Origin of the sequence: Paenibacillus sp. OSY-SE, from assembly GCF_000283315.1 — a bacterium.
GTDB lineage: Bacteria > Bacillota > Bacilli > Paenibacillales > Paenibacillaceae > Paenibacillus_B > Paenibacillus_B profundus.
The window spans coordinates 29,699-55,914 of sequence record NZ_ALKF01000188.1; the positions used below are offsets into that span (position 1 = coordinate 29,699).

At 49.4% G+C, this 26,216-nt stretch carries 18 protein-coding genes; 9 read left to right on the top strand and 9 right to left on the bottom strand.

From position 1 onward, the window contains the following. The first annotated feature begins 19 nt into the window (after nt 1-19). Nucleotides 20-1,246 (top strand): RtcB family protein, encoded by a 1,227-nt coding sequence (locus tag A372_RS0117980; RefSeq protein ID WP_019422272.1) that lies wholly within the window; start codon nt 20-22, stop codon nt 1,244-1,246. A gap of 813 nt (nt 1,247-2,059) precedes the next feature. Here the strand turns inward: A372_RS0117980 and A372_RS0117985 are convergent. After that, the gene (locus A372_RS0117985) at nt 2,060-3,106 is read right to left on the bottom strand and encodes a lytic polysaccharide monooxygenase (RefSeq protein ID WP_019422273.1); all 1,047 of its coding nucleotides are present in this window, start codon (nt 3,104-3,106) and stop codon (nt 2,060-2,062) included. Nucleotides 3,107-3,978: 872 nt separating this feature from the next. Between A372_RS0117985 and A372_RS0117995 the strand changes: the two genes are divergently transcribed. Together A372_RS0117995 and A372_RS0118000 are read left to right on the top strand one after the other, a co-directional pair. Then, complete coding sequence (locus tag A372_RS0117995) at nt 3,979-4,773, top strand: arylamine N-acetyltransferase family protein (RefSeq protein WP_019422275.1); 795 nt, start codon at nt 3,979-3,981, stop codon at nt 4,771-4,773. Nucleotides 4,774-5,097: 324 nt separating this feature from the next. Continuing rightward, nucleotides 5,098-11,631: a S8 family serine peptidase gene (locus A372_RS0118000; RefSeq protein ID WP_026011146.1), complete on the top strand. Its 6,534-nt coding sequence runs from the start codon at nt 5,098-5,100 to the stop codon at nt 11,629-11,631. A 980-nt stretch (nt 11,632-12,611) separates the two neighbouring features. Here the strand turns inward: A372_RS0118000 and A372_RS0118005 are convergent. Continuing rightward, a complete protein-coding gene (locus A372_RS0118005) occupies nt 12,612-13,445 on the bottom strand; it encodes a 1,4-dihydroxy-6-naphthoate synthase (protein WP_019422277.1) in 834 nt (277 codons plus the stop codon). Next, nucleotides 13,442-14,119, bottom strand: a complete 678-nt coding sequence (locus A372_RS0118010) for a futalosine hydrolase (protein WP_019422278.1) — start codon at nt 14,117-14,119, stop codon at nt 13,442-13,444. The genes A372_RS0118005 and A372_RS0118010 overlap by 4 nt, the downstream gene beginning before the upstream one ends. 1,041 nt (nt 14,120-15,160) lie before the next feature. On the opposite strand from A372_RS0118010, the gene A372_RS0118020 reads away from it, so the two are divergent. The 5 genes from A372_RS0118020 to A372_RS0118040 all read left to right on the top strand — a co-directional run bounded on the left by A372_RS0118020 (nt 15,161) and on the right by A372_RS0118040 (nt 19,862). After that, nucleotides 15,161-15,892, top strand: coding sequence for an acyl-[acyl-carrier-protein] thioesterase (locus A372_RS0118020; RefSeq protein ID WP_019422280.1), 732 nt, complete (start codon nt 15,161-15,163; stop codon nt 15,890-15,892). Between the two features lie 208 nt (nt 15,893-16,100). Next, nucleotides 16,101-17,249 carry a phosphodiester glycosidase family protein gene (locus A372_RS0118025; RefSeq protein WP_019422281.1) on the top strand — a complete coding sequence of 383 codons (1,149 nt, stop codon included), beginning with the start codon at nt 16,101-16,103 and terminating at the stop codon, nt 17,247-17,249. A 416-nt stretch (nt 17,250-17,665) separates the two neighbouring features. Then, on the top strand, nt 17,666-18,283 hold the full coding sequence (locus tag A372_RS0118030) for a superoxide dismutase (RefSeq protein WP_019422282.1): 618 nt from the start codon (nt 17,666-17,668) through the stop codon (nt 18,281-18,283). Between the two features lie 70 nt (nt 18,284-18,353). Then, the gene (locus tag A372_RS0118035) at nt 18,354-19,046 is read left to right on the top strand and encodes a helix-turn-helix transcriptional regulator (protein ID WP_019422283.1); all 693 of its coding nucleotides are present in this window, start codon (nt 18,354-18,356) and stop codon (nt 19,044-19,046) included. A gap of 36 nt (nt 19,047-19,082) precedes the next feature. Next, nucleotides 19,083-19,862: a hypothetical protein gene (locus A372_RS0118040; RefSeq protein WP_019422284.1), complete on the top strand. Its 780-nt coding sequence runs from the start codon at nt 19,083-19,085 to the stop codon at nt 19,860-19,862. A gap of 104 nt (nt 19,863-19,966) precedes the next feature. Here A372_RS0118040 and A372_RS0118045 read toward each other — a convergent pair whose 3' ends face one another. Continuing rightward, a complete protein-coding gene (locus tag A372_RS0118045; protein ID WP_019422285.1) occupies nt 19,967-20,572 on the bottom strand; it encodes a pentapeptide repeat-containing protein in 606 nt (201 codons plus the stop codon). Between the two features lie 165 nt (nt 20,573-20,737). On the opposite strand from A372_RS0118045, the gene A372_RS0118050 reads away from it, so the two are divergent. Then, nucleotides 20,738-21,982: an outer membrane protein assembly factor BamB family protein gene (locus A372_RS0118050; protein ID WP_019422286.1), complete on the top strand. Its 1,245-nt coding sequence runs from the start codon at nt 20,738-20,740 to the stop codon at nt 21,980-21,982. Between the two features lie 131 nt (nt 21,983-22,113). Here A372_RS0118050 and A372_RS0118055 read toward each other — a convergent pair whose 3' ends face one another. The 5 genes from A372_RS0118055 to A372_RS0118075 form a co-directional block, all read right to left on the bottom strand. After that, on the bottom strand, nt 22,114-22,881 hold the full coding sequence (locus A372_RS0118055; protein ID WP_019422287.1) for an ABC transporter permease: 768 nt from the start codon (nt 22,879-22,881) through the stop codon (nt 22,114-22,116). Further along, entirely contained in the window at nt 22,874-23,770 is an 897-nt protein-coding gene (locus A372_RS0118060; RefSeq protein ID WP_019422288.1) for an ABC transporter ATP-binding protein, read from the bottom strand. The genes A372_RS0118055 and A372_RS0118060 overlap by 8 nt, the downstream gene beginning before the upstream one ends. A 29-nt stretch (nt 23,771-23,799) precedes the next feature. Beyond that, nucleotides 23,800-24,525, bottom strand: coding sequence for a hypothetical protein (locus A372_RS0118065; RefSeq protein WP_157259608.1), 726 nt, complete (start codon nt 24,523-24,525; stop codon nt 23,800-23,802). Nucleotides 24,526-24,652: 127 nt separating this feature from the next. After that, a complete protein-coding gene (locus tag A372_RS36500) occupies nt 24,653-25,375 on the bottom strand; it encodes a SagB/ThcOx family dehydrogenase (RefSeq protein ID WP_083858883.1) in 723 nt (240 codons plus the stop codon). Beyond that, entirely contained in the window at nt 25,375-26,196 is an 822-nt protein-coding gene (locus A372_RS0118075; RefSeq protein ID WP_019422291.1) for a lantibiotic dehydratase C-terminal domain-containing protein, read from the bottom strand. The genes A372_RS36500 and A372_RS0118075 overlap by 1 nt, the downstream gene beginning before the upstream one ends. Nucleotides 26,197-26,216: the final 20 nt, after the last annotated feature.

Sequence of the window (26,216 nt, forward strand, 5' to 3'; positions counted from 1 at the left end):
GTAAGGAGAGTTGAAGCAAATGGCATATGAAACAATTGAAGGCGTGCGAGTATGGGGCAAGCCGGAGGAGGGCGCTGTCTCCCAAGCGAAGACGTGTGCCCGTAATGGCCGCGTCGTGCAGGCGCTCTTGATGGCGGACCACCATAAAGGATACAGCCAACCGATTGGGGGTGTCGTCGTCTATGACGGTCAGATCTCCCCTTCCGGCGTTGGCTATGATATCGGGTGCGGCAACAAGGCGGTGCGGACGAACTTGTCCGCTGCTGACATCAAGCCGAGAATCGGAGCCATCATGGACGAGATTGCGAAGAAGATATCATTCGGCGTCGGTCGGGACAACGACGAGAAAGTAGATCATGAGCTGTTCGACGACCCGGATTGGAACGTCTATATGTCCATTGGGCGCCAAGAGCACGACAAGCTGAAGGCGCTGGCCCGCGGCCAGTTGGGGACGGTCGGCAGCGGTAACCACTACGTCGATCTGTTCGAGGAAGCCGGAACGGGCATGCTGTGGATCGGGAATCACTTCGGGAGCCGCGGCTTCGGACACAAGACGGCTAGCGGCTTCTTGAATTTGGCCGCTGGGCGTGAATTTCTGGGCAAGGCGCCCGGTGAAAGCATGGATCAGCCGCCGGTGCTGCTTGAGCTGGAGAGCGAGATCGGCGATATGTACTACCGTGCGATGAAGCTGGCAGGACGGTACGCATACGCCGGACGGGACTATGTTATTCGCCAGGTGCTATCTATTCTCGGCGCGGAGGCGGACTTCGAGGTGCATAACCACCACAATTACGCGTGGAAAGAGCAGCATGGCGGCCGCGACAACATCGTCGTCCGCAAAGGGGCCACTCCGTCGGCGCCCGGACAGCTCGGCTTCATCGGCGGCAGCATGGGTGACATCTCGGTCATCGTCCGCGGGAAGGATACGGATGAGAATCGGGATGCCTACTACAGCACCGTGCATGGCGCGGGCCGCATCATGAGCCGCACCCAAGCAGCTGGAAAAATGAACTGGAAGACTCGTACACGGACAGGCGGACAAATTGCACCAGAGCAAATGAAGGCGGCCGTTCAGAGCTTCGGCGTGGAGCTGCGCGGAGCGGGCACCGACGAGAGCCCGTTCGTGTACCGCAAGCTGCAGGATGTGCTGGACGCCCATGCAGACACGATCGACGTGCTGCACGTGCTGAAGCCGTTCGGCGTCTGCATGGCCGGCGCGGACGAGTTTGACCCTTACAAGGATTAATGCAAGCCTTTGGACCAGCCCCGTGGGGAGGAACAAAGGCTTTTTTACTGCTGCACAGAAGTGTCATGGCTGCTCGTGGCTCCTCCCGCGCTCCCTCCCCTTATTCATAAAGGCCTTATGTTCATTCTCCCATCCACTCAGATCCGGAAACTGTCCTCGGCTCGACGTTGACCGTGTGTTGCTTGAATGCATATGCCCAATCTCCCAATCAATCAGAACAGTGACAGCCGCCGAATGCACATCGTTTTCCGGTAGCAGCTGGCCATTATGATCACAACTATTCAAAATATGAGAAACAAAAGAGTTATTTATCATTCCCTGATGGAAGGGGAGAATGAAGCAATATACTTGTGAAGGAGCACAACAGGGACACAACAGGGACACAACAGGGATAACAGGGAGTCAAAACGGGTTTCATGCATACGGTATAGGGAGCCGCGACTTGGTGTGCTATATGGAGGCTAAGTTGGCGATTCTGTCAAGCAGTGGAAAATGTCCAATGGAATGCCGCGTTGTCAGGGCGAAATGCTCTTTTCATTGGAAAACTTCCAATCAATTCGCTTTATTTCCGGTCGGCAGCACATTATTAGGCGAATTCATTGGACAATTTCCAATGGAATGCCTCTTCAGCAGAGCTGTCCCCTAATCCACTGGACATTTTCCAATAAAATAAACTCCTCCTGACGTTCCGACCAGACTTTCGCGCATCCGCTACACTCCTCATCCCAACAAACTCAGATTTAAACAAAAAACAGGCTAACAACGGGGTTCACGTCGTTAGCCTGTTTGCTCTTGCTATGAATTAAATATACGTTAATTCACAGCTACCCACACGTCAGCGTTGCCTGGCTCTTCGCCTTGAGTCCACCAGCGCGCTTCATAGACGACGCCGTTGTGCGTCACCCGGTTGCCAGTGACATACACTTTGCTCGCTTCCCACGCCGGATAGACGCTGCTGTCGTTCGACGTCTTAACCGTTAATGCGGATGAGGATGATGACTTGTTCCCGGCTGTATCCACGGCGAGGACGGTATACGTATAGGACGTATTTGCCGTCAACCCAGAGTCGGTATAGGAGGTCCCAGTCGCCTTGCCGACAAGTTGGCCGTTCCGGTATACTTCATATTCCTTGATGCCGATCGCCGAAGAAGAAGCGGACCAATTAAGTGTGACGCTTGTCTTTGTTTGAGATGGGGATACGACATTGGCCGGGACTGTCGGCAAATCTTCGCCGGAGCCGCCGTTAACTAAGTTCACGTCAATGACTTGGTAGAAGGCATTGGGAGTGTTGGCGATCTCCCAGACGCCGAGAATAACATGGTAGCCGCTGCGGTCGGTAGGCACGCTGCATTGATGCGTGACCTTATTCGATGGTGTTGCGCCGCCATCATTGAAGGAACAGAACAGTTCCAAATTGGCGCGGGCTAGCGGCTGGTTCGGGTCCCAGCCTTTTTTTGTAATGTAATATTTCCATTCTTTCGTAGCGTGAGGAGCAGTCAAATGCCATTTGAATGTGTTGGTGCCGCCATTTATAGTAACTTTGTTCCAACGAGTCGCACTTTGCGCGTCAAGCTCCGGGAACACGCCGCCGCCGGCGATGTGACCGTCAGCAGGGCCGCCAGATGGGAACGATCCCGGCGCTTCTACGCTTTGCGGCTCATACTTTACTTGACCGCAGTTCGTGTTCAAATCTTGGCTGCATTGAAGTGCGCGGCTTGCAGGCGCCTCGATATATCCGTGTGCCAAAGCGGTTTCTGCGAACACGACCATACAAGTCACACCTAGCAGCAGGGCAGAAAAAGCGACGAACAATGGCGATACTTTGGATAACATGTGGTTCCAAATGCGTGAATCTGTCATTTCATTACCTCCTTGGTTTGGGTGGATTATGGAATACAAGCAACATTGTGACTGTACTCTATTAATGAGCTGTTGCATCACCTCCTTCATAGAATTAAAGCGTTTATGTTATTGGTGGTTAAGAAAGCTAGCCGATCTAGGGCTAAGACTGAGAGCGTATAATACGTTACAGCGACCTGCAGTTGGACTAGATATGGAGCATACTATTGGAAATAACGGACAACACTTGTATAAAAAGACGATCCAATAAATCAACGGGATGCGTTGGCAGATTCATATGAGACACATGATGCGAACCTGGCTGTGATGTATGGTATCAGGAGAGCAGAAGGTCTAAAAGAGACTGATGTGAAGCCTTTCTAAGGTGCGGGCCGATAACGATGAGGAACTTCACAATAAGATTAGGTAAACGCTTGCAGGAAGTGCGGAAATGAATAAACCAGTTCTGGAAAACGCAAGTCAACATGCGGTTAATTGGCAAGATAAGCTGGGTGGATTATTGCTGCAAAAGAAAAGTGATTCATAATAGATGGGCGGGGATCCAGTTATTTCAACACATTATACTAAAGTTTAACCGCTTATGCTATAAGAAATTTTAATTATTTTGAAGTGGGACAAAAATAGTAGTGCTGCAAGCAAAAGAGCATCTGCATTGCGCCAATGGTAGTGGGATAAAAGTAAGAATGGGAGGGGAAAGAGGAAGATTTTTGAGGATCAACGATCAAATTACACAAGGGTATTTAGGCATATGCGAGCTGTCTTGTAGGAACGTGAGGATGTTGCTATGATGGTGGTATTGTTAGCCAAATTGTTAGCCAATCTATTCGTCATTCGAGGCAACCGCCCTAATGAAGAGGGAAGGAGTCGATATTATGAACGATTGCAATGAAATGAAACCTGAAGTGTACGCCTATCTGGAGCGCATCGGGTACGAGGGGCCGGTGGAAATCAGCGCCGCAGCGCTGGCCGAATTGCAGGAGTGCCATCTGCACGCGGTGCCATACGAGAACATTGACATTGTGCGCCGCATTCCATTGTCGCTTGACATTCCGGAGCTATTCAATAAAATTGTCGTCCGACGTCGCGGAGGCTACTGCTTCGAGCTCAACGCTCTATTCGGCTGGCTGCTGCGCGAGCTTGGCTATCCGGTGACCGACCTTATGTCTCGATTCTGGCGCGACGAGCCGAATCCACCACCGAAACGGCGGCATCATGTGCTGAAGGTGGAAGTGGGAGGGGCTTTGTACCTATGTGATGTGGGCGTGGGTGGGATTGTGCCGCGCCGGCCGATTCAGATGATCGAAGGACTTGAGCACGAGCAGGGCGATGAATGCTACCGCTTGGAGCGCGATCCTGAATTTGGCTGGATGCTGTGCGAGCTCAAACGTGGCGAATGGTGTCAGCTCTATTCCTTCACCGAGGAGCCGCAGCTCGCTAAAGACTTCATTATGGCCACGTATTGGTGCGAGAACGCGCCGGACTCGATTTTCATTCAGGATGCAATGGTAGCGCTCCGTACCCGCGAGGGCCGCAACACAGTTGCCGGTCGGGAATTCCGCATATTTTCCTCTGAGCAGGTGAGCACCTTTATCCCACAGACTGAAGCGGAGTATGAGGAAGCGTTGCGGTCTTATTTCGGCATTAATCTCAATAAGATTACAGTGTGAACGAAATATATAGATTTGTCGGCAACATTACGGAAATGGATGAATGATATCAGTAAGAAAATACAATAGAATATTGTAGAAAAGCTTCGAATCTAGCGATTTTTTCCCGGATCTATATCGGGAGGAGATCGTTTTTTTTTGACACTTAAAACCAAATTATGACTTTATTTTTGCATTAGGTCAAAAGTATTGTATTTACACAACAAATTTAATTTAGTACAATTCTATCAGTTTCCAAGATGAGAGGGAGCTGGAAAATAGGAGGGTGAACGTAAATTCATCTACTAAAAAATGCTAAATTCGCTGAATAAGGAGGAATTCATAGTGTTTTACAAATCAGTGCTTCATCGATGGTTGGCGCTTGCGTTAACTATCATTTTGTTCGTGACATCCGCTCCAGGGGCATTAGCCATGAGCGGAGAGACGAACGATTCCGCGATGCTGATGATGTCGGAATCTCAGCAGGCGGATGCACAAGTCGGCAAGGTGGATGCCGTGCTATTCGAGCAATTTGCTAGTCAGAAATACCTCACGTATATTGTGAAGCTGAAAGAGCAGGTCAATGTCGAAGCGGCATCGACCCTCGCAGCGAAGTATTCTGCTTTCTCTGGAGAGACCTCTGCGAAGCGGAAGCAGACGGTGCGCAGCTTCGTCCTCAACTCCTTAATGGAGACGGCGGACCGCGCGCAATCTCCGTTATTAGATGAATTGGAAGCAGGGAAGCGTTCCGGAACGGTACAGGACTTCCGGGCCTATTACATCGTTAATGCGGTGGCCGTTACGAGCACGCAGGACGTGATGGAGCGACTGTCCACCCGCTCTGATGTGGAGGCTGTCACCCCTAACCATACATATACGTTGGATACGCTTGAGAGCCCGGAGGAGGAGGTTCAGCCACGATCCTTGCATACCATGAACGACATGAATGCTATGAGTGGCACCGAGGGCAAACCGAACGTTCCTTGGAACTTGCGAAACATTAACGCGCCTCAAGTGTGGGAGATGGGCATTGATGGCACAGGCATCGTCGTTGCGAATATGGACTCAGGCGTTGACTGGACCCATCCAACGCTGCAGCACAAGTGGAGAGGGTATAATGCCCAAGGCGAATTGGACAAGCCAGAGCTGCACTGGTACGATGCTACGCTAGAACAGAAAAAACTTCCGTACGACGGTAACGGACATGGTACCCATGTTATGGGCACGATGGTTGGCTCCGAGGTGGATGGGAAGAACCCAATCGGCGTTGCCCCGCAGGCGAAGTGGATTGCGGTGCGTATTTTTGACTCGGCAGGATCAGCGACGGACGCTGGCATTTTGGCAGCTGGTGAATGGCTTATGGCGCCTACCGACAAAAATGGACGCTCTTATCCTGAGCTGGCGCCGGATATCGTGAACAATTCGTGGGGCAACGTGCAAGCCGGGAAGAATGAGTTCTTTCAGGACATCGTTAAGGTATGGCGGTCAGCCGGCATTTTCCCTGCCTTCTCTGCGGGAAACACGAAGCCTCCGGAGAACAACGGGGGTCCAGGCTCGATAACGCCTCCGGGGAACTACCCGGAATCATTTGCGACCGGAGCCGTCGATATCGATAACCGCCTGGCCAGCTTCTCGCTGCAAGGACCGACTCCATATGGACAGATGAAGCCGGAAGTGTCTGCCCCGGGCGTTAATATCCGTTCGTCCATGCCAAATGGGAAGTATGGGCTCATGAACGGGACGTCGATGGCCAGTCCGCATACGGCAGGGGTTGCCGCTCTGCTGCTGCAGGCTAATCATTCGCTGACGGTGGAAAAATTGGAGAGCATTTTGAAGAATACGGCGGTACCGCTAACCGACGATGAATTCCCTCAGACGCCGAACAACGGCTTTGGATGGGGCATCGTCAACGCTTTGAATGCGGTATCCTCGCTCAAGAGTGGACTCGGCTCTGTGGAAGGAACGATCACGATCGATGGATCGGATGACGGCAAGCCTGTCATCGAGCATACACCGATTACACTGACCTTCAATGCGATGGAGCTGGATATCTTTGCCCGTGCCATGGATGATAATAGCGTCGTGACCGTTGAGCTCATGGTGCGCGCCGTTGGCGGGAAAGAGTGGACGACACTGCCGATGACCCGCATCTCGGGCAATCATCAGGATGGGAAGTATGAAGGGAACATCCCGGTGACTTTGCTTGTGAAGGAGGGAATTGAATACCGGATCCGAGCTGTTGATTTCAGCGGCAACGAAGTAGAGACAGACATCTATCCAGTGAAGGTATCGGAAGGAGTCAAGCTGGGATATAAGCAGGATTTCGAGCAAAATATCGAAGGGTTCGACTTCGGTGGCGAGCTTGGGATTTGGGAATGGGGCGAGCCGACGACAGGTCCCGGCAAGGCTTATTCCGGAAGCAAGCTGATGGCTACACGCCTGCATGGCAATTATCCGGAAGGTGTGAAGGAGACGTTCTTTGTGCTGCCATTAATCGACTTGAGAGATGGCGAGCATACCATCTTGTCGTTTAAGCATTGGCACAAGCTCGGCGATTGGTTTTTCGCCTTGTTCGACAAAGCGGAAGTGTTCATCGGCCGTAAATCGAATGGCTTTCAATACGAACTGGTGAAAGATTTCAGAATGAATAGCAAAGGGTGGCAAACAGAGTATATCGATTTATCACCGTACAAAGGCGATCGAATCTATGTCCTCTTCAATCTGCGCGGTGAGAACGGCAGTGATGAGGGCTGGTATGTTGATGACATTGAACTCATCGGGCCGAATCAAGCACAGCCTGCGACACCAATAGCGAAGGTGCGGAGCAATACGCCTGGCCGTGTCATTATTGAGTGGGACAAGGAGCCGCAGGGTGATGTGATGGATTATGTCGTCTACCGCTCCACTGCACCAGGCGGGGGATATGAAGAAATCGGAACGAGCAAAAACCGCAGTTACGGGGACCTTCCAACCCTGCAGCAAGGCACATACTACTATATCGTTAAGGCGAGAACGTATAGCCAGGTGCTAAGCGAGGCCTCGAATGAAGTGTCATGGACATTCACGGGCGGCACGCCGATTTTTAGCGATGATTTCGAGGGACTAGATAAGGGCTGGACACTGGAAGGCGAGAACAATCAGTGGGAGCACGGCGAGCCTAATCCGAAGTACGGACCGAAAGAAGCGGTATCTGGAAGCAAGGTGTGGGGAACCAATTTGTCTGGTTCTTATGCGAAAAATACGGATCAAAGTCTTATTTCCCCGGAAATTGATTTGACGGGTGCGCAGCATGCTTCCATCTATTTTCAGCAGTGGTATGATATCGACGGCGATCTTGACAAGGGAACTGTTGAAATCAGCTCGGATGACGGAGCCACGTGGAGAGGGCTGGCCTCTTATCCCAAGCCGTCGTATGACAGCAAGCATCCTCGCATGTTCTGGTATTTGGATGAGCTTGGAATTGATGATTACGCAGGAAAAAAGGTGAAAATTCGCTTCCGCTTGAAGAGCGGCAATAGTACAACCGGAAAAGGCTGGTATATTGATAACTTTGAAGTGAGGGATACACCGCCCGTCAAGACGGTCAGTTCTTCCATGAATGCTTCAGAGGACGCATCGACAGGGGACGAACAGCATATGCCGGAAAAAACGGATATGAAGGCTTCACCCGAGAAGATGAATATGGCGGATCCGTCTAATCAACCTCAGTCGGATATGACAAATGAGCTGAGGGCAAAGGACATGACGGACGCACCGCCAGCCGAGCCGAATCGTCCAACCAAGACGGATGCGCAGAATGGTCCGGTTGACCGTGAAGGAGCAACGACGCCAAGTCTGCTCATCTCTGCATGGAAAGCAGCGAGACAGGAAGCGCAAACGCAAGGAACCGGCCAATCTCGTCTGCCGGCAGCGGCGACGGTAACAATTGTAGAGACCGACCGCTCCGCGAAGACAGACTTGGGGTCGGGGCGTTACAAGCTTCAGCACCCGCCGGGGGACTATCAGATGAGAGTGGAGGCTTACGGATATCGGACCGTCAATCAAGGTGTAACCATTGCGGACAAGCAGCCGACGGAGGTCGACATTCATTTACAGCCGCTGCTCAAGGGAACGATTATTGGCACCGTTACAGATGAGGCGACAGGCAGACCGGTTGCCGGCGCCAGCGTACGGGTGATGGAGGATGCTCATGTGCCTTCTGTCATGACCGATGTCAATGGGAATTATACAATCGAAGCATATGAAGGAGATTATCGACTTCTCGTGTCTTCATTGGGCTACTTGTCCTCCGAGCAGCAAGTAAGCGTTATAGGCGAGCAGAGCGTCACGAAGGATATCGCTTTGAAGTCTTTCATGGGAACAGCCGATGAGCTCGCCTACGACAGCGGCAAGGGAGATAATGCGATCGCATATTATAGCCCGGGAAATGGTTATGCCGTACGAATGACGACGAAAGGTCAGGCGCAAGTGACAGGAGCCCGTATGTTTTTCTGGGATGAAGGCTGGCCGGAACCGGGCGGGACGGAATTCCAATATGCGATGTACGACGCGGAAGGACCTGATGGCTTGCCGGGAGCAATGATCTCTGGTCCGCATACGGGAACGGCCCAATTAGACGGAACGTGGACCAAGGTGGATTTTCCAAATACGCCAGTCGTTAATGGTGACTTCTATGTTGCTTACATTCAACCGGGATTTTATCCCGATGTTCCAGGCCTTGCTGTCGATCAGACAGGAGCCAACCATAAGCGTTCCTGGAAGCTGGAGAATGGATCATGGAAGCAGGCAGCTGAATCGCAAGGCAATTATATGATTCGGGCCCGAATTACGAAGATCGGAGACGATTCACCGGCTACGGAGATCAGAGTGGAGCCGCGGGATATTGCCCTGTTCGAAGGACAACAGACGCAATTGACCGTGAAGGCGCGCAATGCAGCAGGGTACGAACGAGATGTGACACAGCTGGCGTCTTACCACATTGAAGCCGATCAAGCAGCCGCTGTAGACAGCACGGGGATAATTACTGCGCTTGGTGAAGGCGAAGCGGTTGTCACTGTTACCTATAACGGGCTGCAGGACACGGTCCGCGTGACTGTAGAAAAAGCACCGGACATTCCAGATGGAGAAGTTCGCTCCATATCGGTTCATCCGTCGAGCTTGACGTTAACCGAAGGGAAGTCGGCACAGTTGAGCGTTACTGCGGTGGTGTATGCTAACGGGGAGAAGAATACGGTTCCGCTTGTGCAGGGCTTGACATTCGTGTCTTCCGATTCCGATATTGCTGCGGTGAATCATATGGGGTGGGTCACTGCCCATCAAGCCGGGAACACAACAATCACCGCCCAGTATGGGGAACTGCAGGATGCCGTGCATGTTACGGTCGAAAAGAGTGCAGAACCGCCACAGGAAGAAGTAAGGTCTATCACGGTTCGTCCGTCTGCGCTTGCGTTGACGATAGGGGAATCGGCACCATTAAGCGTTACGGCATCGGTATATGCCAATGGGGAGTTGAAGATGGTTCCGGTTATGGAAGGACTGAAGTTCTCCACGTCTGATCCGGAGGTGGCCAAGGTCGACGATACGGGCCGGGTCAGCGCTCATCAAGCGGGAGAAGCACGTATCCATGTGGAGTACGGAACGCTGCAAGCGGCTGCGCAAGTGACGGTGAAGAAGGCGGATACGCCTACACCCCCTGCACCTCGGCCTGATACGTCTGGGTCTGCTCCTTCTGCATCATCTTCTGGTGCCGGGACTGTTTCCGTTCCAGATAATGGGACCCCGATCGTTGCCAATGGCAAAACAATCGGAAGCTTGAAAGTGGAGCGAAAAGAAGGAGTTAAGAACGCGCGCGCTATCATTGCTCAAGCATGGCTGGACGATGAGCTTGCCAAGGCTAAGACGGGAGCAAGCAACACGCTAACACTTGACTTGTCGTCCGTGGCATTTGAGGATTATGGTGCCGTCAGCATTGAACTGGCTTCGTCGTTAGCCAAGCAGCTAAGCGCGTCGGGCAAGGCTGTTAAAATGAACGGTACACGATTTGGATTGACCATTCCTGCAGATGCGTTACCAGACTTTATGAGTCAGAGCGGGCTGCAGCTGACGATCGCTGTGAATCCCGACATGATCGGACAGAGCGACAGCATAGTTAAAGGGGAAAAAGCGTCTATTGTGTCGGACATCGTCACGATTGGCACTGAGCGCAAGACATTGAACAAGCCGCTTAGCTTTACTATGCAGTTGGATGACAAAGTCGTCCGTGATAAGCGCAAAGCCGGTATATATTATCGCAATGATACGAAGGAACGCAATAAGTGGGAGTTTGCCGGGCTGGCTTCTCGAAGCGAGCAGCAGAGCAGCAGATCAGAGCTTCTCATTACGATTCAACAGCTCGGCTCCTATTCTGCATTGGAGTACGGGAAGACGTTCGCGGATATTTCCAATCATTGGGGCAGAAAAGAAATTGAAGTGTTGGCTTCTCAGCATGTTGCCGTCGGCCGGAATGAATACCAATTCGCTCCGAATGATCAGGTCACCCGGGCAGAGTTCATGACTTTGCTGGACCGCATTCTAGGCAAGGAAGCGGATTGGGCGAAACGGGCAAGTGAGCCGGGAGCACACGACATCCTGCGGCGCGAGGGGATGATCGTCATGCTCGTGACGGCGCTGGATGTAGAGCTGCCACGTGAACAAAAGAACGACGGATGGGACGTTCAAGACACTGTTTCCCCTGAAGCCCGCGCTGCCGTGGCCTATGCTTACCGCAACGGATTGGTGAAGGGTATCGGGAACAACCGATTCGCGGGCGATGCGCCGACATCTCGTGCGCAAGTCGCTGTCATTTTACACCGAGTATTGGAGATGCTTCATCGTATATAAGCGGAGCGGCGGGCTGTAAACAGCTAGAAAGAACTCTGAACAGCTAGTATGAACTGTGAATAGTAAGTAGTGAACAGTCAGCAGTGAGTGAAAGACACCTATTATCGCCTTGTGCTGCTGCTTTGTATGGAGCCAAGACTGACAGCAAGGGCACTTCTGAACAAGACGTTCGGGGGTGCCCTTTTTCCTGCATCGGTACTCTGAATTACAGCGCCACGTTTCAATTCGCCGCAACCAGCCACAATGGGGTATAAGGTCAAAGAGAATGACATTCCATAGACTGAGCATGCTATATTTTTGTAAATCAGGGAGGGGGAACGGCCTTGTAACGACGTATAGATTCATATACTAGCATTATCACTGAATACGCTGACATCTGGACGTGAGATATCCGGGAACACACACATGATACATATGGGGTCGACACAGACATGCGCGGAGGAGATGCATCCCTTAATGCAACTAGAGAATGATTCAGAAATGTGAGATCGGCTACTATACCGAATGGAGTTTTCAGTTGTCGCAACCTAATGAACTGTGTATCATCTTCAAAAGTGGGCGCTGGCTCGAGACACGGATGTATTTCTTTTATACTCCTTATCTGCACTCTCCCAATTGCTCAGTACTATCAAATACATCCAAGCTTCTCCGATACGGCATAAGTCAAAGTCATCAATATTTGTCCTGCTGCAAACAGCTAGCGTTAATGGATTATATATGAAGGGAAAGGGGACGATGGTTATGTTATGGCTACAGAGTAGCGCGATCGTTCTGGATTATATTTTTCCTGATTGAAAGGGAGATTGAACATAAGGACTATAAACTAACATGCGCTCATACTCCAGACTTTCCTCAGTGAGCATCATAACCTCTAATCCTCAAGTAAGGAACAAGGACGACAGCCGTTGGTCAACGCACAAACCCCCGAGGCAACAACCTCGGGGGTTTCCCTATGGCATTGGGATTCATGAGATGGAAGATTATAAGCGTAACGCGTCGAGATCGAACTGTGGCACGAGTCCTTCTTCCGCTGCGCGACCGAGCAGGGCCGTTATGGCGCCATAGCCGTCCTCGCCCAGGTTTCTCGTGAATTCGTTGACGTACAGGTTGATATGCGCCTGAGCAACTTCCGGATTCATCTCTTGCGCATGGCGCAGAATGTAATCCCGCGATGCTTCCGGATGAGCCCATGCGTATTCGACCGAGGCACGGGTCCAGTTGGTGATGGCCGCAAGGTTCATGCTGCGGCGGGCAATAATTGCCCCAAGCGGAATTGGCAATCCGGTGTCGGCTTCCCACCAGTTGCCCATGTCGGCCAACAGGGTCAGGCCATAGTTCTGGTAGGTGAAGCGCGCCTCGTGGATGACGAGTCCAGCATCGATGTCGCCGTTGCGCACTGCCGGCATAATTTCGTTAAACGGCATGACCACGATGTCGCCGACGCCTCCCGGAACGTTCTGCGCCGCCCATAGGCGGAACAGGAGGTAGGCGGTTGAGCGTTCACTAGGCACCGCCACCCGTCTGCCAGACAGCGCAGCCGGATCATTGGACCCGCTCTTCGTCAGCACAAGCGGCCCGCAGCCTCTGCCCAGTGCCCCGCCGCATGGCAGCAGCGCGTACTCCGACAGTACCCACGGCAGCGCCGCATAGGAGACCTTGAGCACTTCCGGGCCTTGGCCGCTGGCTGCCAGCCCGTTCGTAATATCAATATCCGCATAAGTGACGTCAAGCTGCGGGGCATCCGGAATGAGTCCATGCACCCAGGCGTGGAATACGAATGTATCATTTGGACATGGTGAAAAGGCAATATTCATCGTAACACCTCCATTAATACGGCGCTTGCCGCTTCCAAAGCTTTCAATGCTTCCGGGATACGCCATGCGTCCCGATTGCGCGGTCCAACCGCGTTGGAGATGGAGCGGAGCTCAAGCACGGGTACACCGCACGCTTGAGCAGCGACGGCCACGCCGTAGCCCTCCATCGCTTCGGCGGCTGCACCTGGTACCCGCGCGGCCAATTCCGCAGCCGTCTCGGCGGTTCCGGTCACGGTCGCCAGCGTGAGCACGGGACCGGCTGCAACTGGCAGCCCGGCCGCTCGCAGCGCCTCCGCCAAGCGCGCCGTCAAGCCGGCGTCGACGGGGACGCGGGCGGAGCCGAAGCCGAGCTCGTCCACGCTGCAGAAGCCTTCCGGCGTCTCAGCGCCCAGGTCGGCGGCCACGATTTCGCTCGCCAAGACGAGCGAGCCAATGTCAGCCTGACCGGCGAACCCGCCCGCAATGCCAGCGCATACGACGAGCCCGTACTCCGCCGTCGCCAATGCTCGCGCCGTACTCACCGCCGCCGCAGCCGTGCCGACGCCACCGATCACGACGTCGAAGCGGGCATCGCCGTTCAGTCCGCGCAGCACGGCATCCCGCTCCGCAGGCACCGAGGTCATGATGAGCACACGTATGGTCGAAGTCGAATCTTTCAGTATATTTTGATTCATGCTTATATTCTCCTTTAGCAGGTTAGCGTTATTGACTTTCTTTATTCCTTACTCCAAATTATCCCGATCTTAGCCTCCGTGTAAAGAGCCCAGAGTGGTTAGGCTAAATCAATCAAGTGGGAATCTCAATGTGCTTATTGCAAATATATGTTTATTCTAACATATGAAATGGTAGACTTTCTATTATTAAGAAGGTCAAACAATGAATTTCTGTGCTCTGCTAGATAACTGACCGTGGCCGGGTCCATGTATGGGGGAGCAATCAGGAGCCAACTGATTAGTTGTGCCGAAATAACGCTGAGAGTAATTTACGGCTCCGCTCGAGAAACGAAATGTTTTCAGATAGGGAGTGTTCCTTTAGCCGATTGTTTCGAATGTGCTAAACGGGTATGGAGGTAATGGAGGTAGTGAGGTAATGGACGTAATGGACGTAATGGACGTAATGGACGGTGGAAAACGCGAGGTGTTCTGCTTTTTTTTAAATATGGTTTATGATATAGGTGAGTATAGTTGAGTGACATATCTTGCCCCTCCGGTATACAACTAGCTAGCTCCTTTTTCATTGGAATTCGTACAATGGATTCATGGTTGGGGAACGAAGATGAGACCTTTCATTGGAAATTGTACAGCGGAATCACTCTTAAAGCGGCTGCGAGGCATGGAAAGGCTTGATTTGATTGGACGTTTTCCAGCAGAACGATAAAAAACGCTTTGTATACGAGATTCTACTGGATCTTTTCCAATGCAATGTTAGCGTGGACCGTAATGACAGCGCGAACTGCGTAGATTGCAAGAACTGCAGTGCATCGTGGACCACTGCTGACTACAACATTTGCAGAGACTGCAACGACCACAACGATTGGAAAACTGCAACGACCACAACGTAGAGATTGCAACGACTGCAAAGGCTGCAAAGACTGCAAAGACTGCAAAGACTGCAAAGACTGCATGGAGTGAATGGGCATTAGGCAAAGAGGGGAACTCCAAAAAGGAACATTATGAAGTGTGGAAAAAGAAATCCTGAACAGGAGAGGGATGGACATGGGAATACGTTGGCGTGAAACACATGATATACAGTCGGACAACTCCGATTATAAAAGAGATTGCAGGCTGTCGACATTGCTCGAGTGGATGCAGCGGGCAGCTGATGCCCAGATCGCGTCGTTCGGCGTATCGCTCGATGAGCTGATTGGCCAAGGGATGGCATGGATGCTAGTGACGGTGGATGTCGAGCTGCAACGGTTGCCCCGTTATGGAGAGACGATTGAAATCGAAACATGGAATAAAGGGGCCAAGGGCGTACAGTGGCAGCGCGATTACCAAATCTACGGACCCGATCGTGAGCTGCTTGCAGAGGCAAGAACGGTATGGGTGCTGGTCGATTTGAATAAGCGCCGGATTCTCCGCGCATCGGCCTTCCCTTACGAAATTCCGGTCAATGCCGAGGATTCGGTCGGCGAGGCGCCGCACAAAGCGGACATTCCAGCAGACACTGTGCTGGAGCATGCTTATGACTTGAAGGTGCGGCTGAGCAGCATCGATATGAACGGCCACTTGAACAATGCGCGCTTTGCCGATATTTGCTTGGACGCCCTGACGCAGAAGCAGTTGGAGCGAGGTATCGCGCGCTTTCATATTACTTATCACCAGGAGGTCGCACCGGGTGACGAAATGACCGTGCTGCGTTCCGATGGGGACGGAGCCAGCTATTTCATCTGCGGAACGTCCGCCGAGGGCAGCCGCTTCTTCGATGCCTGTGTCGTTCTCCGTTAGTTAAGGCTTATCATACGGTCGTCCGGTTGGTTGTTTTGTGAAATATATATAAGAAAACTATTGTTCTAAAAGACCAGCTTATGGTAATCTGTTCTATGTTTGCACTGAAATATAGCGACCATTGATAGAGAGACTGTGCTCTCGTATAGAGCCGCTGAAGATGGAGCAACGACAACTACACCACTACATACTTGGGAGCAGAGAGAAAATGAAGAGAATAACCATTGCGGCGTTGGGGATTACACTAATTGCGGGGGCATTGCTGCAGAGCGGGCAGGCTGAAGCGGGAGCAAGAAGCTACGGGTATATGGATATGAAGTCGAATCGCACATTCGTGCCGATTCGTTACCTGAGCGAGCAATTGAAGTATGATGTGAATTGGGATCCGAAGACGAAGGGGATTGAGATAAGCAAAGGCGAAGATAAGGTATCTTTTACGCTCGGGCAGAAGAAAGCCAAGGTCAATGACACCGTGAAGGAAATGGATGCAGTGCCGTTCAGGGAAGGCGGAACGACTTATGTGCCAATCCGATTCGTCAGTGAAGCTATGAAGCTTCAGCTCGAATGGGACAAGGCAGGATCAGCCCTTGTGTTCCAGAACGGACAGGATGCGCATAAGCTTCCGGTCATTTCGACAACACGGAAGATTTCCGCGAGTACTCCGATTAAGCAGAAGCATCAATCCTTTAATGTTGGCTCCAAACGTCTTTCCGCCACGATTGTGGAAATAGACCTGCTTCACCCTAATATTCGGCTCGGCGTCGGCATTGCCAAGGGCAAGACCGGAGCGGTCGACAGCCTAAAGCATATGGCGACTGTCAACGGTGCGAAGGTAGCGATAAACGGCACGTTCTTCGATGCATATACGAAGTCAAGTGTGAAAGTTCCATACGGATATATCGTGAACAATGGCAAGATGGTGCATCAGAGCTCCGGAGATAAGCGGGCCGCGATCATCTTCACGAAGGACAATCAAGTGGAGATTATTTCTGGAGAGGAGTTCCCGGAGCGCTTCGAAGAGGGCGGCGTATACGGGGGGCTGCAAGCAGGCCCGCGCTTGGTGACGAATGGAAAAGTGACGGTCAATCCCGTCAAGGAAGGCTTCAAGGATCCGAAGATTGTGACCAGCGGCGGAGCCCGCAGCGCGGTCGGGATTACGAAGGACCACAAGCTCATTCTAATGACAACGTCCAGCGCTACGATTCCCCAGTTGGCCAACGCCATGAAGCAAGCCGGGGCTTATCAAGCGATGAATTTGGATGGCGGCGCATCCAGCGGGCTGTACTACAACGGCAAATACTTGACGTCGCCGGGCAGAGAGATCAGCAACGCGCTGCTCGTATATAGAGGAAAATAAAAGAGAATATCATGAGGTCGGTCTGGGTTACTCAGGCCGGCCTTTTCTCATATTTCGGCAGGAAAAGTAACCAGTGACTTTCTCTCCAGCATACAATTCTAAGTTTTCACGGGTACGATTCTGGGATAACTCTGTTGCCTGAGGGTGAGCCGCGGGAAAATAAAGATGTAAATGTTGCTGAAGAGTGATGCTAAGCCGTTGGAACGTACAACTATTTTAATCTTAGCGGGGACATAGATATCGGCGCACACTGGTAAATATGCTGTTAAACTGAACAATGATAAAACCTTTTTTTACTAATTAATTTTACTTAAGTAAAAAATGTTTACCATGTACAAAAATTTTTCATTGAGATACAATGGGCATGAATAACAAATTAAGATGCTTAGTGATTGAATGAAAAGGAGATGAACGAAATGGGACAATTCACACTCCCGGAACTGCCATATGCTTACGATGAACTGGAACCTTACCTCGATGCGAGAACGCTGGAAATACATCACGGAAAACATCATGCCGCCTATATCGCCACTTTGAATCAAGCTTTGGATGGACAGTCTCAATATAAGAATGCTTCCGTCGAGGAACTGCTCTCGAACTTGAACGATGTGTCGGATGACATTCGCACAACGGTTCGGAATCATGGGGGCGGACACTATGGTCACAGCCTGTTCTGGTCGGTCATGAGTCCCAATGGAGGCGGCAACCCGTTTGGTGATATCAGCAAGGGAATCGAGAAGCATTTCGGAAGCTTCGAGCAATTCAAGGACGATTTGAGCAAGGCTGCCGTCAGCAGATTCGGTTCGGGCTGGGGCTGGCTCGTCGTGAACGGAGACAAGCTGGAGGTGATGAGCACGTCGAATCAGGATACACCATTTATAGAGAACAAGACTCCGATTCTGGTTGTCGACGTGTGGGAGCATGCCTATTATTTGCAGTATCAGAACAAACGTCCTGACTTTGTCTCGGCTTGGTGGAATGTGGTAAATTGGGAGGAAGTCAACCGCCGCTATCAGGAAGCGCTTGACTCCTAACTAGAGCGGATCTTCGATGGATTCAAGTCTAATCCTATTGCCGGGATTATCCGGCAGGAAGGGGTGTTATATGATGATTGCTCATGAAGCCCGCCTTCTGAAACAATCAACGCGCAGAGACATCCTGATGATACTGAAGCAGCAAGGGCCGATCAGTGTTCAGCAGATGGCGGAGCAGTTGCACATTACGGGCATGGCTGTCCGCAGGCATCTATACGATCTGCAGAAGGGCGGCTATGTCCACATTCAATTGGTCCGTCAAAGCGTGGGCAGGCCGAATTATGAATACAGCTTGTCGGACAAAGCGAATTCGCTGTTCGTGAACAAGTACGACGCGCTCGCGATGGACATGATTGAAGAAATGCAGGCAATGGCTGGCAATGCATTCGTGGAGCAGTTGTTCGAACGGCGCAAGCTGAAGCTAGAGGAGAAATATGAGCGCATGCTGAAGGGCTTAAAGCTCGAACAACGGGTGCAGGCGCTAGCGGATATTCAAGACAAGGAAGGCTACATGGTCAAATGGGGAAGAAACGTGAACGGATCGTTCTGGCTGGAAGAGGCCAACTGTCCGATATCACATGTCGCGGCCAAGTATTCCCCTCCTTGCCAGTGCGAGTTAGCGTTGTTTGCGGATCTGCTCGAAGCCGACGTGGAGCGTACGGAATGCATGGCTCAGGGGAGCAGAAAGTGTATGTACCGTATTACAGAGAAGCACGCTTGCACGTCTCTTGCGAAGCAGGCAGACGGGGAAGAGGACGGATGACAGCTCACTACGGCTTCCGGTCCGCGGTGACGATTCATGTATAACGGAAAGGAGCATGGCGGCGTGGAAGGAGCCCTATTTGCTAATTTGGACGATACGAACCACATTACCGTTGCCGATCCCTATTTAATCGATATTGTCCAATCCCTGATGAATCTGACAGAGGCTTGGAAGGACAAGGTGAAGGGCGGCAGCATCAAGCTGCAGTTTGCCGTTCAGATTGGATCTAAGCTGGATGCGGACCGACAGGAACGGCTAATGGAGTTCGTTCAAGAGACACCAGTGCCGGAGAAGGATATGGGTAAAGTGCTGCATGCCTACGCGATGGAAATGCCGGAATGGTCGATTCGGCACATCCTGCGTATTTACAGGCTGGCAGAGCGCACGAAGGCCGCGCTTATTATGTTTAACGATCTAATGGAGCGGCTGGAGCAAGTGATTCGACAATTTGAATTCGATTTTTGGGACGGCAATCTTCCACGGGAGGAAGACCGGTTGGAGAGCGTCTTGGATGACGTGCATCACAAGCTGACCGCATTGGCAGAGCATGCGCCTCGGCGGGAGAAGAAGGCATACAATTACAACGGATCCTACGGCGACAGCTCCTCTAATTCGTGGGAACATCAAGAAGAACGAGGGGGCGTTTCTTTTCACGCTTTGATTGGTGTTCCTGATGAAGCGGATGCCAAGCAGGTTCGGAAGCAGTCTAAGAAGCTATTGAAGCTGCTGCATCCTGATCATGGAGGAAGCGCCTACCTGTTCGATTGGGTGAAGAAAGCATATGATGTCTACAACGGCAACGGTCACAAAGAGTAGTGGAAGGGAATGCGGCGGAACCTTGACGGCAGCCGGGCGGATATTGATGACCCGACTGCCGTTACCGCTTCATTCCAAGACCGGTAATGGCCATACAGATTTCTTTAATCCACCTTGGCGCCATGAGCGCGCGCAAAAGCGACGGCCTGTCCCATATCGATGCGCACGCCCTTGAGCTCCAACGCTTTCCAATCAATACCGTCCAGCTTAGCTCCCCTCAAGTCCGCTCCATTCCACGATACTTTGGATAGAATCGCATGGGTCAAATCGGCATCTCTCAAATCGGCTTTCACTAAATTGCAATTGGATAGATCCGCTTCGACCAACCGGACATGGCGCAAATTTTGCTTCATCAGATTCGCATGGCGCATGTTCGTATACGACCAATCCCCGCCCACAATCGTCATTCCGTCCCAATTCGCACTCGAGAAATCAGTTCCGACCATTTTGCACTCTTCGAACTTGGCGGAGAATAAATTAACAGAGGTAAAGCGGCAGTTCGTAAAGGCGCTGCGCGTATGCACCGATCCGTTTAAGGCGGCCCCTGAGAAATCACAATCAACGAATTGACAGCTCGTCGTCCACGCTTCCTCCAGCCGGGCTGAGCGAAAACGGCAGCGCGTAAAGATGCAGTTGCGCAATTCGCCGTCTCTCAAGTCGGCCTGGTTGAAGTCAATTTCCTCATATTGCTGATCCGAATACTGGTACAATGAGTCAACCTCCTCTATGTATATTCCATAGTAGCAAGTGTTCCTCTCTAATAGCAATGCAAGCTTGAAAAGGTAAAAGTAGGCTAGCGGCAGAGATAAGTCCACTTGTGATATAGTAGGATAACATCATGTTACACCACACTATTGGTAGAAAGAGGGATTATTTTGTTACGCTTTAATAAGAAAGTACATACTATTCTTGCAGCTATTCTGCTGCTAGCATTCTGTATGCCTGCATCAGCGCAGCCGTCCTCCGTTCATCCGAATAACAATCAATGGTCTAGACATTCGGATTACTCATCACCCGTCAACAAACCGAAAATTTCATGGACGGTTCCCATTGATGATAACATAACGAACATGGTCATTGACTCCAAAGGAACGATATATACGGTATCTTCCAGTCACTCCAAAAGCCGATTGACTGCGGTATCTTCCCAAGGAAAGATTCAATGGAAAGCAGAACTGGAGTCAAAAGGCCGGGACGTAGTTCTGTTCCGTGATAACATGCTCATCGTGAGCGGATCCAGTAATGAAGATGGTGTCTCCTCCACCTTGTCGGCATATTCGACGGAAGGGCAGCTGATGTGGCACAGCACATTTCCGGGAGTGGATAGCTTCGGACAGGGCAGCATCGGCGTAGACGACGATGGTATGTTTGTCATGTCCGGCTTGGAAGCGAACGAGGACGGGAATCAGGACATCGCGATCATCGCTGTGAACACATTAGGCGGGACGTTATGGACCCAAAAGCACCAGCTCAAGTCTTCGCACACGACGGCTTCATCGCCTATCGTCGTTAAGGACGGCATTTATTTAACCGTATCCAAAGGCAAATCGGAGCAGATTAGCAAGGGCGCTTCCACAATCCAATATGATGATGGGCGCTTACTCAGGCTGGATAAGCAGGGCAACGTCGTCTGGTCCAGATTTTATCATGGCTACCATCTCGCTTCGCCGGTGTACACCCAGAATACGTTGTACGTACCGGCAGATAAGCATATGCACTTATACGACTTGAACGGCAAGCGCAAGCAGAGCATCGAGATGAAAGGTGCCGTCAACAATTGGATCGGGCCGTCCATCGGCAAGAAGGGCAACATCTATTACGGGCAACGAATGATGGAGCCCTCCGGAAAAATGCTGTGGTCCTTCACTCCGTTCGATATCCCGTCCAGCAACGAGTATCCGACGAATACGGTGGCGATAGATAACAAATCCAATGTGCTTTACGGTTATGACAGCTTGAAGGGCAAGGGTGGCGGCATCATATCGGCTAATTCCGTGACGAAAAAGGTCAATTGGAAGCTTCCTTTGTACCAATCGTTGTCTTCCCCTCCGGTCATCGGCAAGGATGGCACTATTTATATTGGCGGAAGCAAGCTGTTCGCTATTAAAGCGGCCAAGTAGCCGGTCTGTCCGGCAGTGATCGTGCAATTGAGCGGTTGTTGCCGTGAGGGAGCTGGGAGACATCTAATCAAAAAGACAAGGGGAGAGCCGGATTCCGGATCTTTCCCCTTGCCATCTGTCATTGCTCAACTTCATTGATATTGTGTTTTTTCGCGTTTCTTTGAAATAAATATTCCGATTGTAATCAAACCTATTGTTACGAGTGATAAAATCATAACTTCCTGCGAGTAATTCAAAATACTTAACCCTTCCGTCCATATCCCCCTCATTGCGACCAAGCCGTATATGATTGGATTAAAAATATATACGATCTCCCTTATGAAACCGGGGAACATTTCAGGAGGAAACGTTAAACCCCCTAAAAATATTTGGATGTAAAATATAATAAGGGATACCGATTGATAAGTCGTGCTTTTTTGAATAACCGAAGTAGTAAAAACAACAATGGCAAACTGATATAGGTTAATTAAGAGCACCATAAAAATAACAGAAAGGACGTTTTCGTAAGGAACCGTCACTCCTTTTGTCGCGACACCGAATATGACTAAAAACAAGGTAGCGATGATTTGAAAAATGAGAGTTGCTAAAAAGATACCAAATGAAGTGCTGAATGTATTCAAGCCGAGTAATTTGTACTTCAACAAATTTCCTTGTTCTTTATATAAAATATAATATTGTCCATAGATGACAATGACTGCATTAATGATGATAATGGGTATAAATGCGGGGATTAAGTAATCCACTATGGTTCTTCCTGTATTCGGGACTTCCAATTCTGCCAGCATATTGCTAAATATGAAGAACATGATAACGGGCAATAAAAAGCCAACAATCGTTGTTTTGAAATTTCTTAGAAGCAGGTTGGTTTGGAATTTGGAGAATATATATAATTTACGCATCTTTTATTTCCCCTTTCTCTGTCATCTTATACCCAAGAATCTTCAGAAAAGCATCTTCAAAGGAGAAACGGTTCATATTGATATCGTACCCGCCTTTTTGCGAAATCTCATTGAAAATCTTTGATTCATCTTGTGCATCGTACTCTACGATGTATTTCCCATTCTCATCTATCTGATACGAGAAGGTGAAGTCTTCCTTTTCTTCGGCGGAACTCTTATAACTAAAACTTATTTTCTTCCTGTCTCCAAAGCAATTTTCAATAATCTCATCCACACTTCCGGATACCGACTCTTTTCCTCTTTCTAAAATAATGACTTTATCGGCGAGATATTCGACTTCATCCAAGAAGTGACTCGTCAAAATGAGTGTTATTCCTTTTTCTTTGTTTATGTCTTTCAATAAATTCCATGTTTTCCTTCTTGACATCACATCCAAACCCGTGGTCAGCTCATCGAAGATAATAACTTTGGGCTCATTGATCAACGTCAATAATATGGACAGCTTCTGTTTCTGACCTCCGGACAGCTTATTTACTTCGGACTTGCTATGCTCCTCAAGATCGAAGTGCTGCAACAATTCCTTAATATTTACTTTGCTATTCAGTATGTCTTTGTATAATTTGCAAATATCCATGACTCTTACGCCTTCTTCAAACACAGACGTTTGCATTTGCAAACTGATATGGTGATACAAATTAGCCCGGTCAAATGAATATGCAATGTCACCTTCATATTGGATTAAATCCATTATGCATTTAATTAGGGTCGTCTTACCTGCGCCATTGTGACCTAGTATCGCATATATTTCCCCCTCATTCACATGTAAATTGATATGATCCAAAGCCAATTTGTCTCCGTATTTTTTACTTACCGATTTAACAGTAATCAATGTTGTTCTCCTCCTTATCCGTGCTCAGTTTACTTCATGCATGTTCCACAAGTCATATCTTTATAGACATTGGTGACTTCCATGTGTAAATGAGGGTGTGCCAATGTGAAATACTTCTTTATAGGTAAGCCAACATCATTATAGAGACCTTTAAACAAATCGTTTTTCAAATAGTAAATCGTATTTACCAAAAGATTGTAAATAAATGTCCGGTAATACGCAGGCCAATAATGAGCACTAGCGGCATCGGGCTCAGTGCGGATTTTCAGGTAGCAATCCACACATGCCGATACCTCGGGAATCAAGATAGGACCTGCTTGCAGTTTATCCAAGGAGTACAATACATAGATATGGTTCCTTTGAAAGGAGATTTCATTTGCGAACTGATCATCCAGCAATATAATTTTCCCGGCATCACAAACTGGTTCAGCATTCAAATCCTGCACCGTTATTCTCTGAATGTTTGTAATTCCCTCCGCATGGAAGAAATCCAGCATGGCATGGTCTGAATTATCGATCCATACGATGTCCGGCGAATCAAAATGATCGATATATGATGTTAGTGATTCTTTCGTTACTCCAGAGTGCAGGGCTGTATGCAGTACCGAGCGTATATTGATGACTTTGTGCAGGCCGCTCCTGTCGTGCACGACTTCAAATGCATGTTTCGTATTTTTGAAAATATTCACAGCAATCTTTTCTTCGATGGTATCCATGCGCTGAGCAATAGGAATGCCATTTTTCAACAGCTTCATGAGCTCAGCCACATTCAAGTTTTGATGGATATCAATAAAAATGTGGTTGTCACTGATCAGATGTGTAAAAGTCAGCCTGTCAGTGAACTCGATATCATAAACCGTTTTGAGTATGAAATACATGCGATTACCCCACTACCATCACATAATGCAAATCGTATTTATCATCCACGACGGATTGGAACACACTTTCTACGAAGCCGCCAATACAAACCGAGTTGAAGTTTTTATGTTCGCAATAGAGCGATATATTTTGCGCGATGTGGCCGATTTCTTGACATAACAAGCGATAAGACAATTCACCGTACTTTTCTTCCAACAGCTGATAATCGCTGGAGAAATACAGTTTTAACGGAAACTTTTTTAATTCTTCGTCTAAAATAACGTTGTTTATACTTTTTGCTTGGTCCAATGCATATTCTTCTAAGGTGTGCATGTAAGGATTATATCGATAGACGTAATCGTGCTGTGAGGTATTCATGGAGATAAATAATGTGCAGGGATATAAAGCTCCTGGTGAAGGGTAACTAAACAGGTTATGGTTATGATCCGTTATTCCGGCACAAAATTGCAATAACTTCGCTATAAATACGATATCAATGGTATTTTTACTCTGAAACCTTCGTGTCCTCCTTTTTCTCAATAATTGTTCAAATTCGCTTTCTGCCGTAAAAGAGGGGAGGGTAATTCCAGGTTTAATTTCCCATGATTTCGTGCTTCTCAAGTTTTTCAAATTGACCGAACTGAATTCTTTCGTACTATTCGAATTTTTGTGATAAAATCTCCTCAATAAACTTCTGTCATTTTCTAAGTCCCATAAATATTCCTTTGCAATGGTAATCCCCTCCATTATACCGGAATGGATCCAGCACTATCGTGATAGATGAAATCCGACATCATGTATTCGAATTCAGGATGGATGCCCAATCGGTTATTGGTCATATGTATATGTGAAGCGATTAATGCAAAATCCCCCTGGTCGTATATATTCTCTTTCAATGTGAGGAAATAGTCATCATATATCGTCTTATGCGAAAAATCATAAGTCGATAAATGGGCCAATCTTTTAGTGAAAACGGGATGATAGAGATGAATGATGTTTGATTCCGCAGTATAGCCCGCCCATATTTCGGAGTAATGCTTGTATGCCTCTGCTGAATAGTCGAATAACTTGAAAGTCAAATATATCAAGTCAAGCCCGACAACAATTCTTTTTCGATAATCCAATGTATTAATGGAACAAGCAAGTTTGCTGCTCTCCATAAAGATGCGCTCAGACCGAGCGATATGCGCTTCCCCGCCATATCTATCATATTCAGGTATATAGGCTATTTCTTGCACTGACCCATGTTCGCACCAATAGGTATGCTCAATATTTTCATTTTGCAGCATGGAATCCTTATAAAAAGAATCGTAGTCAATAAGCGAAATGTCATTTCCGGCGATGAATTCGGTGATGGACTGTTGAAAATGGTCTTTGACGGCCGCATAATCCTCCTCACGATAACAAGTAAAGCGCAATCGAATATGAGGCCCGCCCAGCCAGTATCTTATATAAAAAAAATGTTTCATGTAAGCATTGTTTTTTTGTAAAAAATCATTGAAGGTACTGGACATGTACTTATCCAACGAGTTAAAGTCGTGGATAAATCCATGCAGTGAGTGCCACATACGTTCACAACCTTTAACAT

Coding starts and splice junctions, on each gene's coding strand:
- A372_RS0117980 (WP_019422272.1), top strand. CDS start 20: ATGGCATATGAAACAATTGAAGGCGTGCGAGTATGGGGCAAGCCGGAG.
- A372_RS0117985 (WP_019422273.1), bottom strand. CDS start 3,106: ATGACAGATTCACGCATTTGGAACCACATGTTATCCAAAGTATCGCCA.
- A372_RS0117995 (WP_019422275.1), top strand. CDS start 3,979: ATGAACGATTGCAATGAAATGAAACCTGAAGTGTACGCCTATCTGGAG.
- A372_RS0118005 (WP_019422277.1), bottom strand. CDS start 13,445: ATGAATATTGCCTTTTCACCATGTCCAAATGATACATTCGTATTCCAC.
- A372_RS0118010 (WP_019422278.1), bottom strand. CDS start 14,119: ATGAATCAAAATATACTGAAAGATTCGACTTCGACCATACGTGTGCTC.
- A372_RS0118020 (WP_019422280.1), top strand. CDS start 15,161: ATGGGAATACGTTGGCGTGAAACACATGATATACAGTCGGACAACTCC.
- A372_RS0118025 (WP_019422281.1), top strand. CDS start 16,101: ATGAAGAGAATAACCATTGCGGCGTTGGGGATTACACTAATTGCGGGG.
- A372_RS0118030 (WP_019422282.1), top strand. CDS start 17,666: ATGGGACAATTCACACTCCCGGAACTGCCATATGCTTACGATGAACTG.
- A372_RS0118035 (WP_019422283.1), top strand. CDS start 18,354: ATGATGATTGCTCATGAAGCCCGCCTTCTGAAACAATCAACGCGCAGA.
- A372_RS0118040 (WP_019422284.1), top strand. CDS start 19,083: ATGTATAACGGAAAGGAGCATGGCGGCGTGGAAGGAGCCCTATTTGCT.
- A372_RS0118055 (WP_019422287.1), bottom strand. CDS start 22,881: ATGCGTAAATTATATATATTCTCCAAATTCCAAACCAACCTGCTTCTA.
- A372_RS0118065 (WP_157259608.1), bottom strand. CDS start 24,525: ATGAAGCTGTTGAAAAATGGCATTCCTATTGCTCAGCGCATGGATACC.
- A372_RS36500 (WP_083858883.1), bottom strand. CDS start 25,375: ATGGAGGGGATTACCATTGCAAAGGAATATTTATGGGACTTAGAAAAT.
- A372_RS0118075 (WP_019422291.1), bottom strand. CDS start 26,196: ATGTGGCACTCACTGCATGGATTTATCCACGACTTTAACTCGTTGGAT.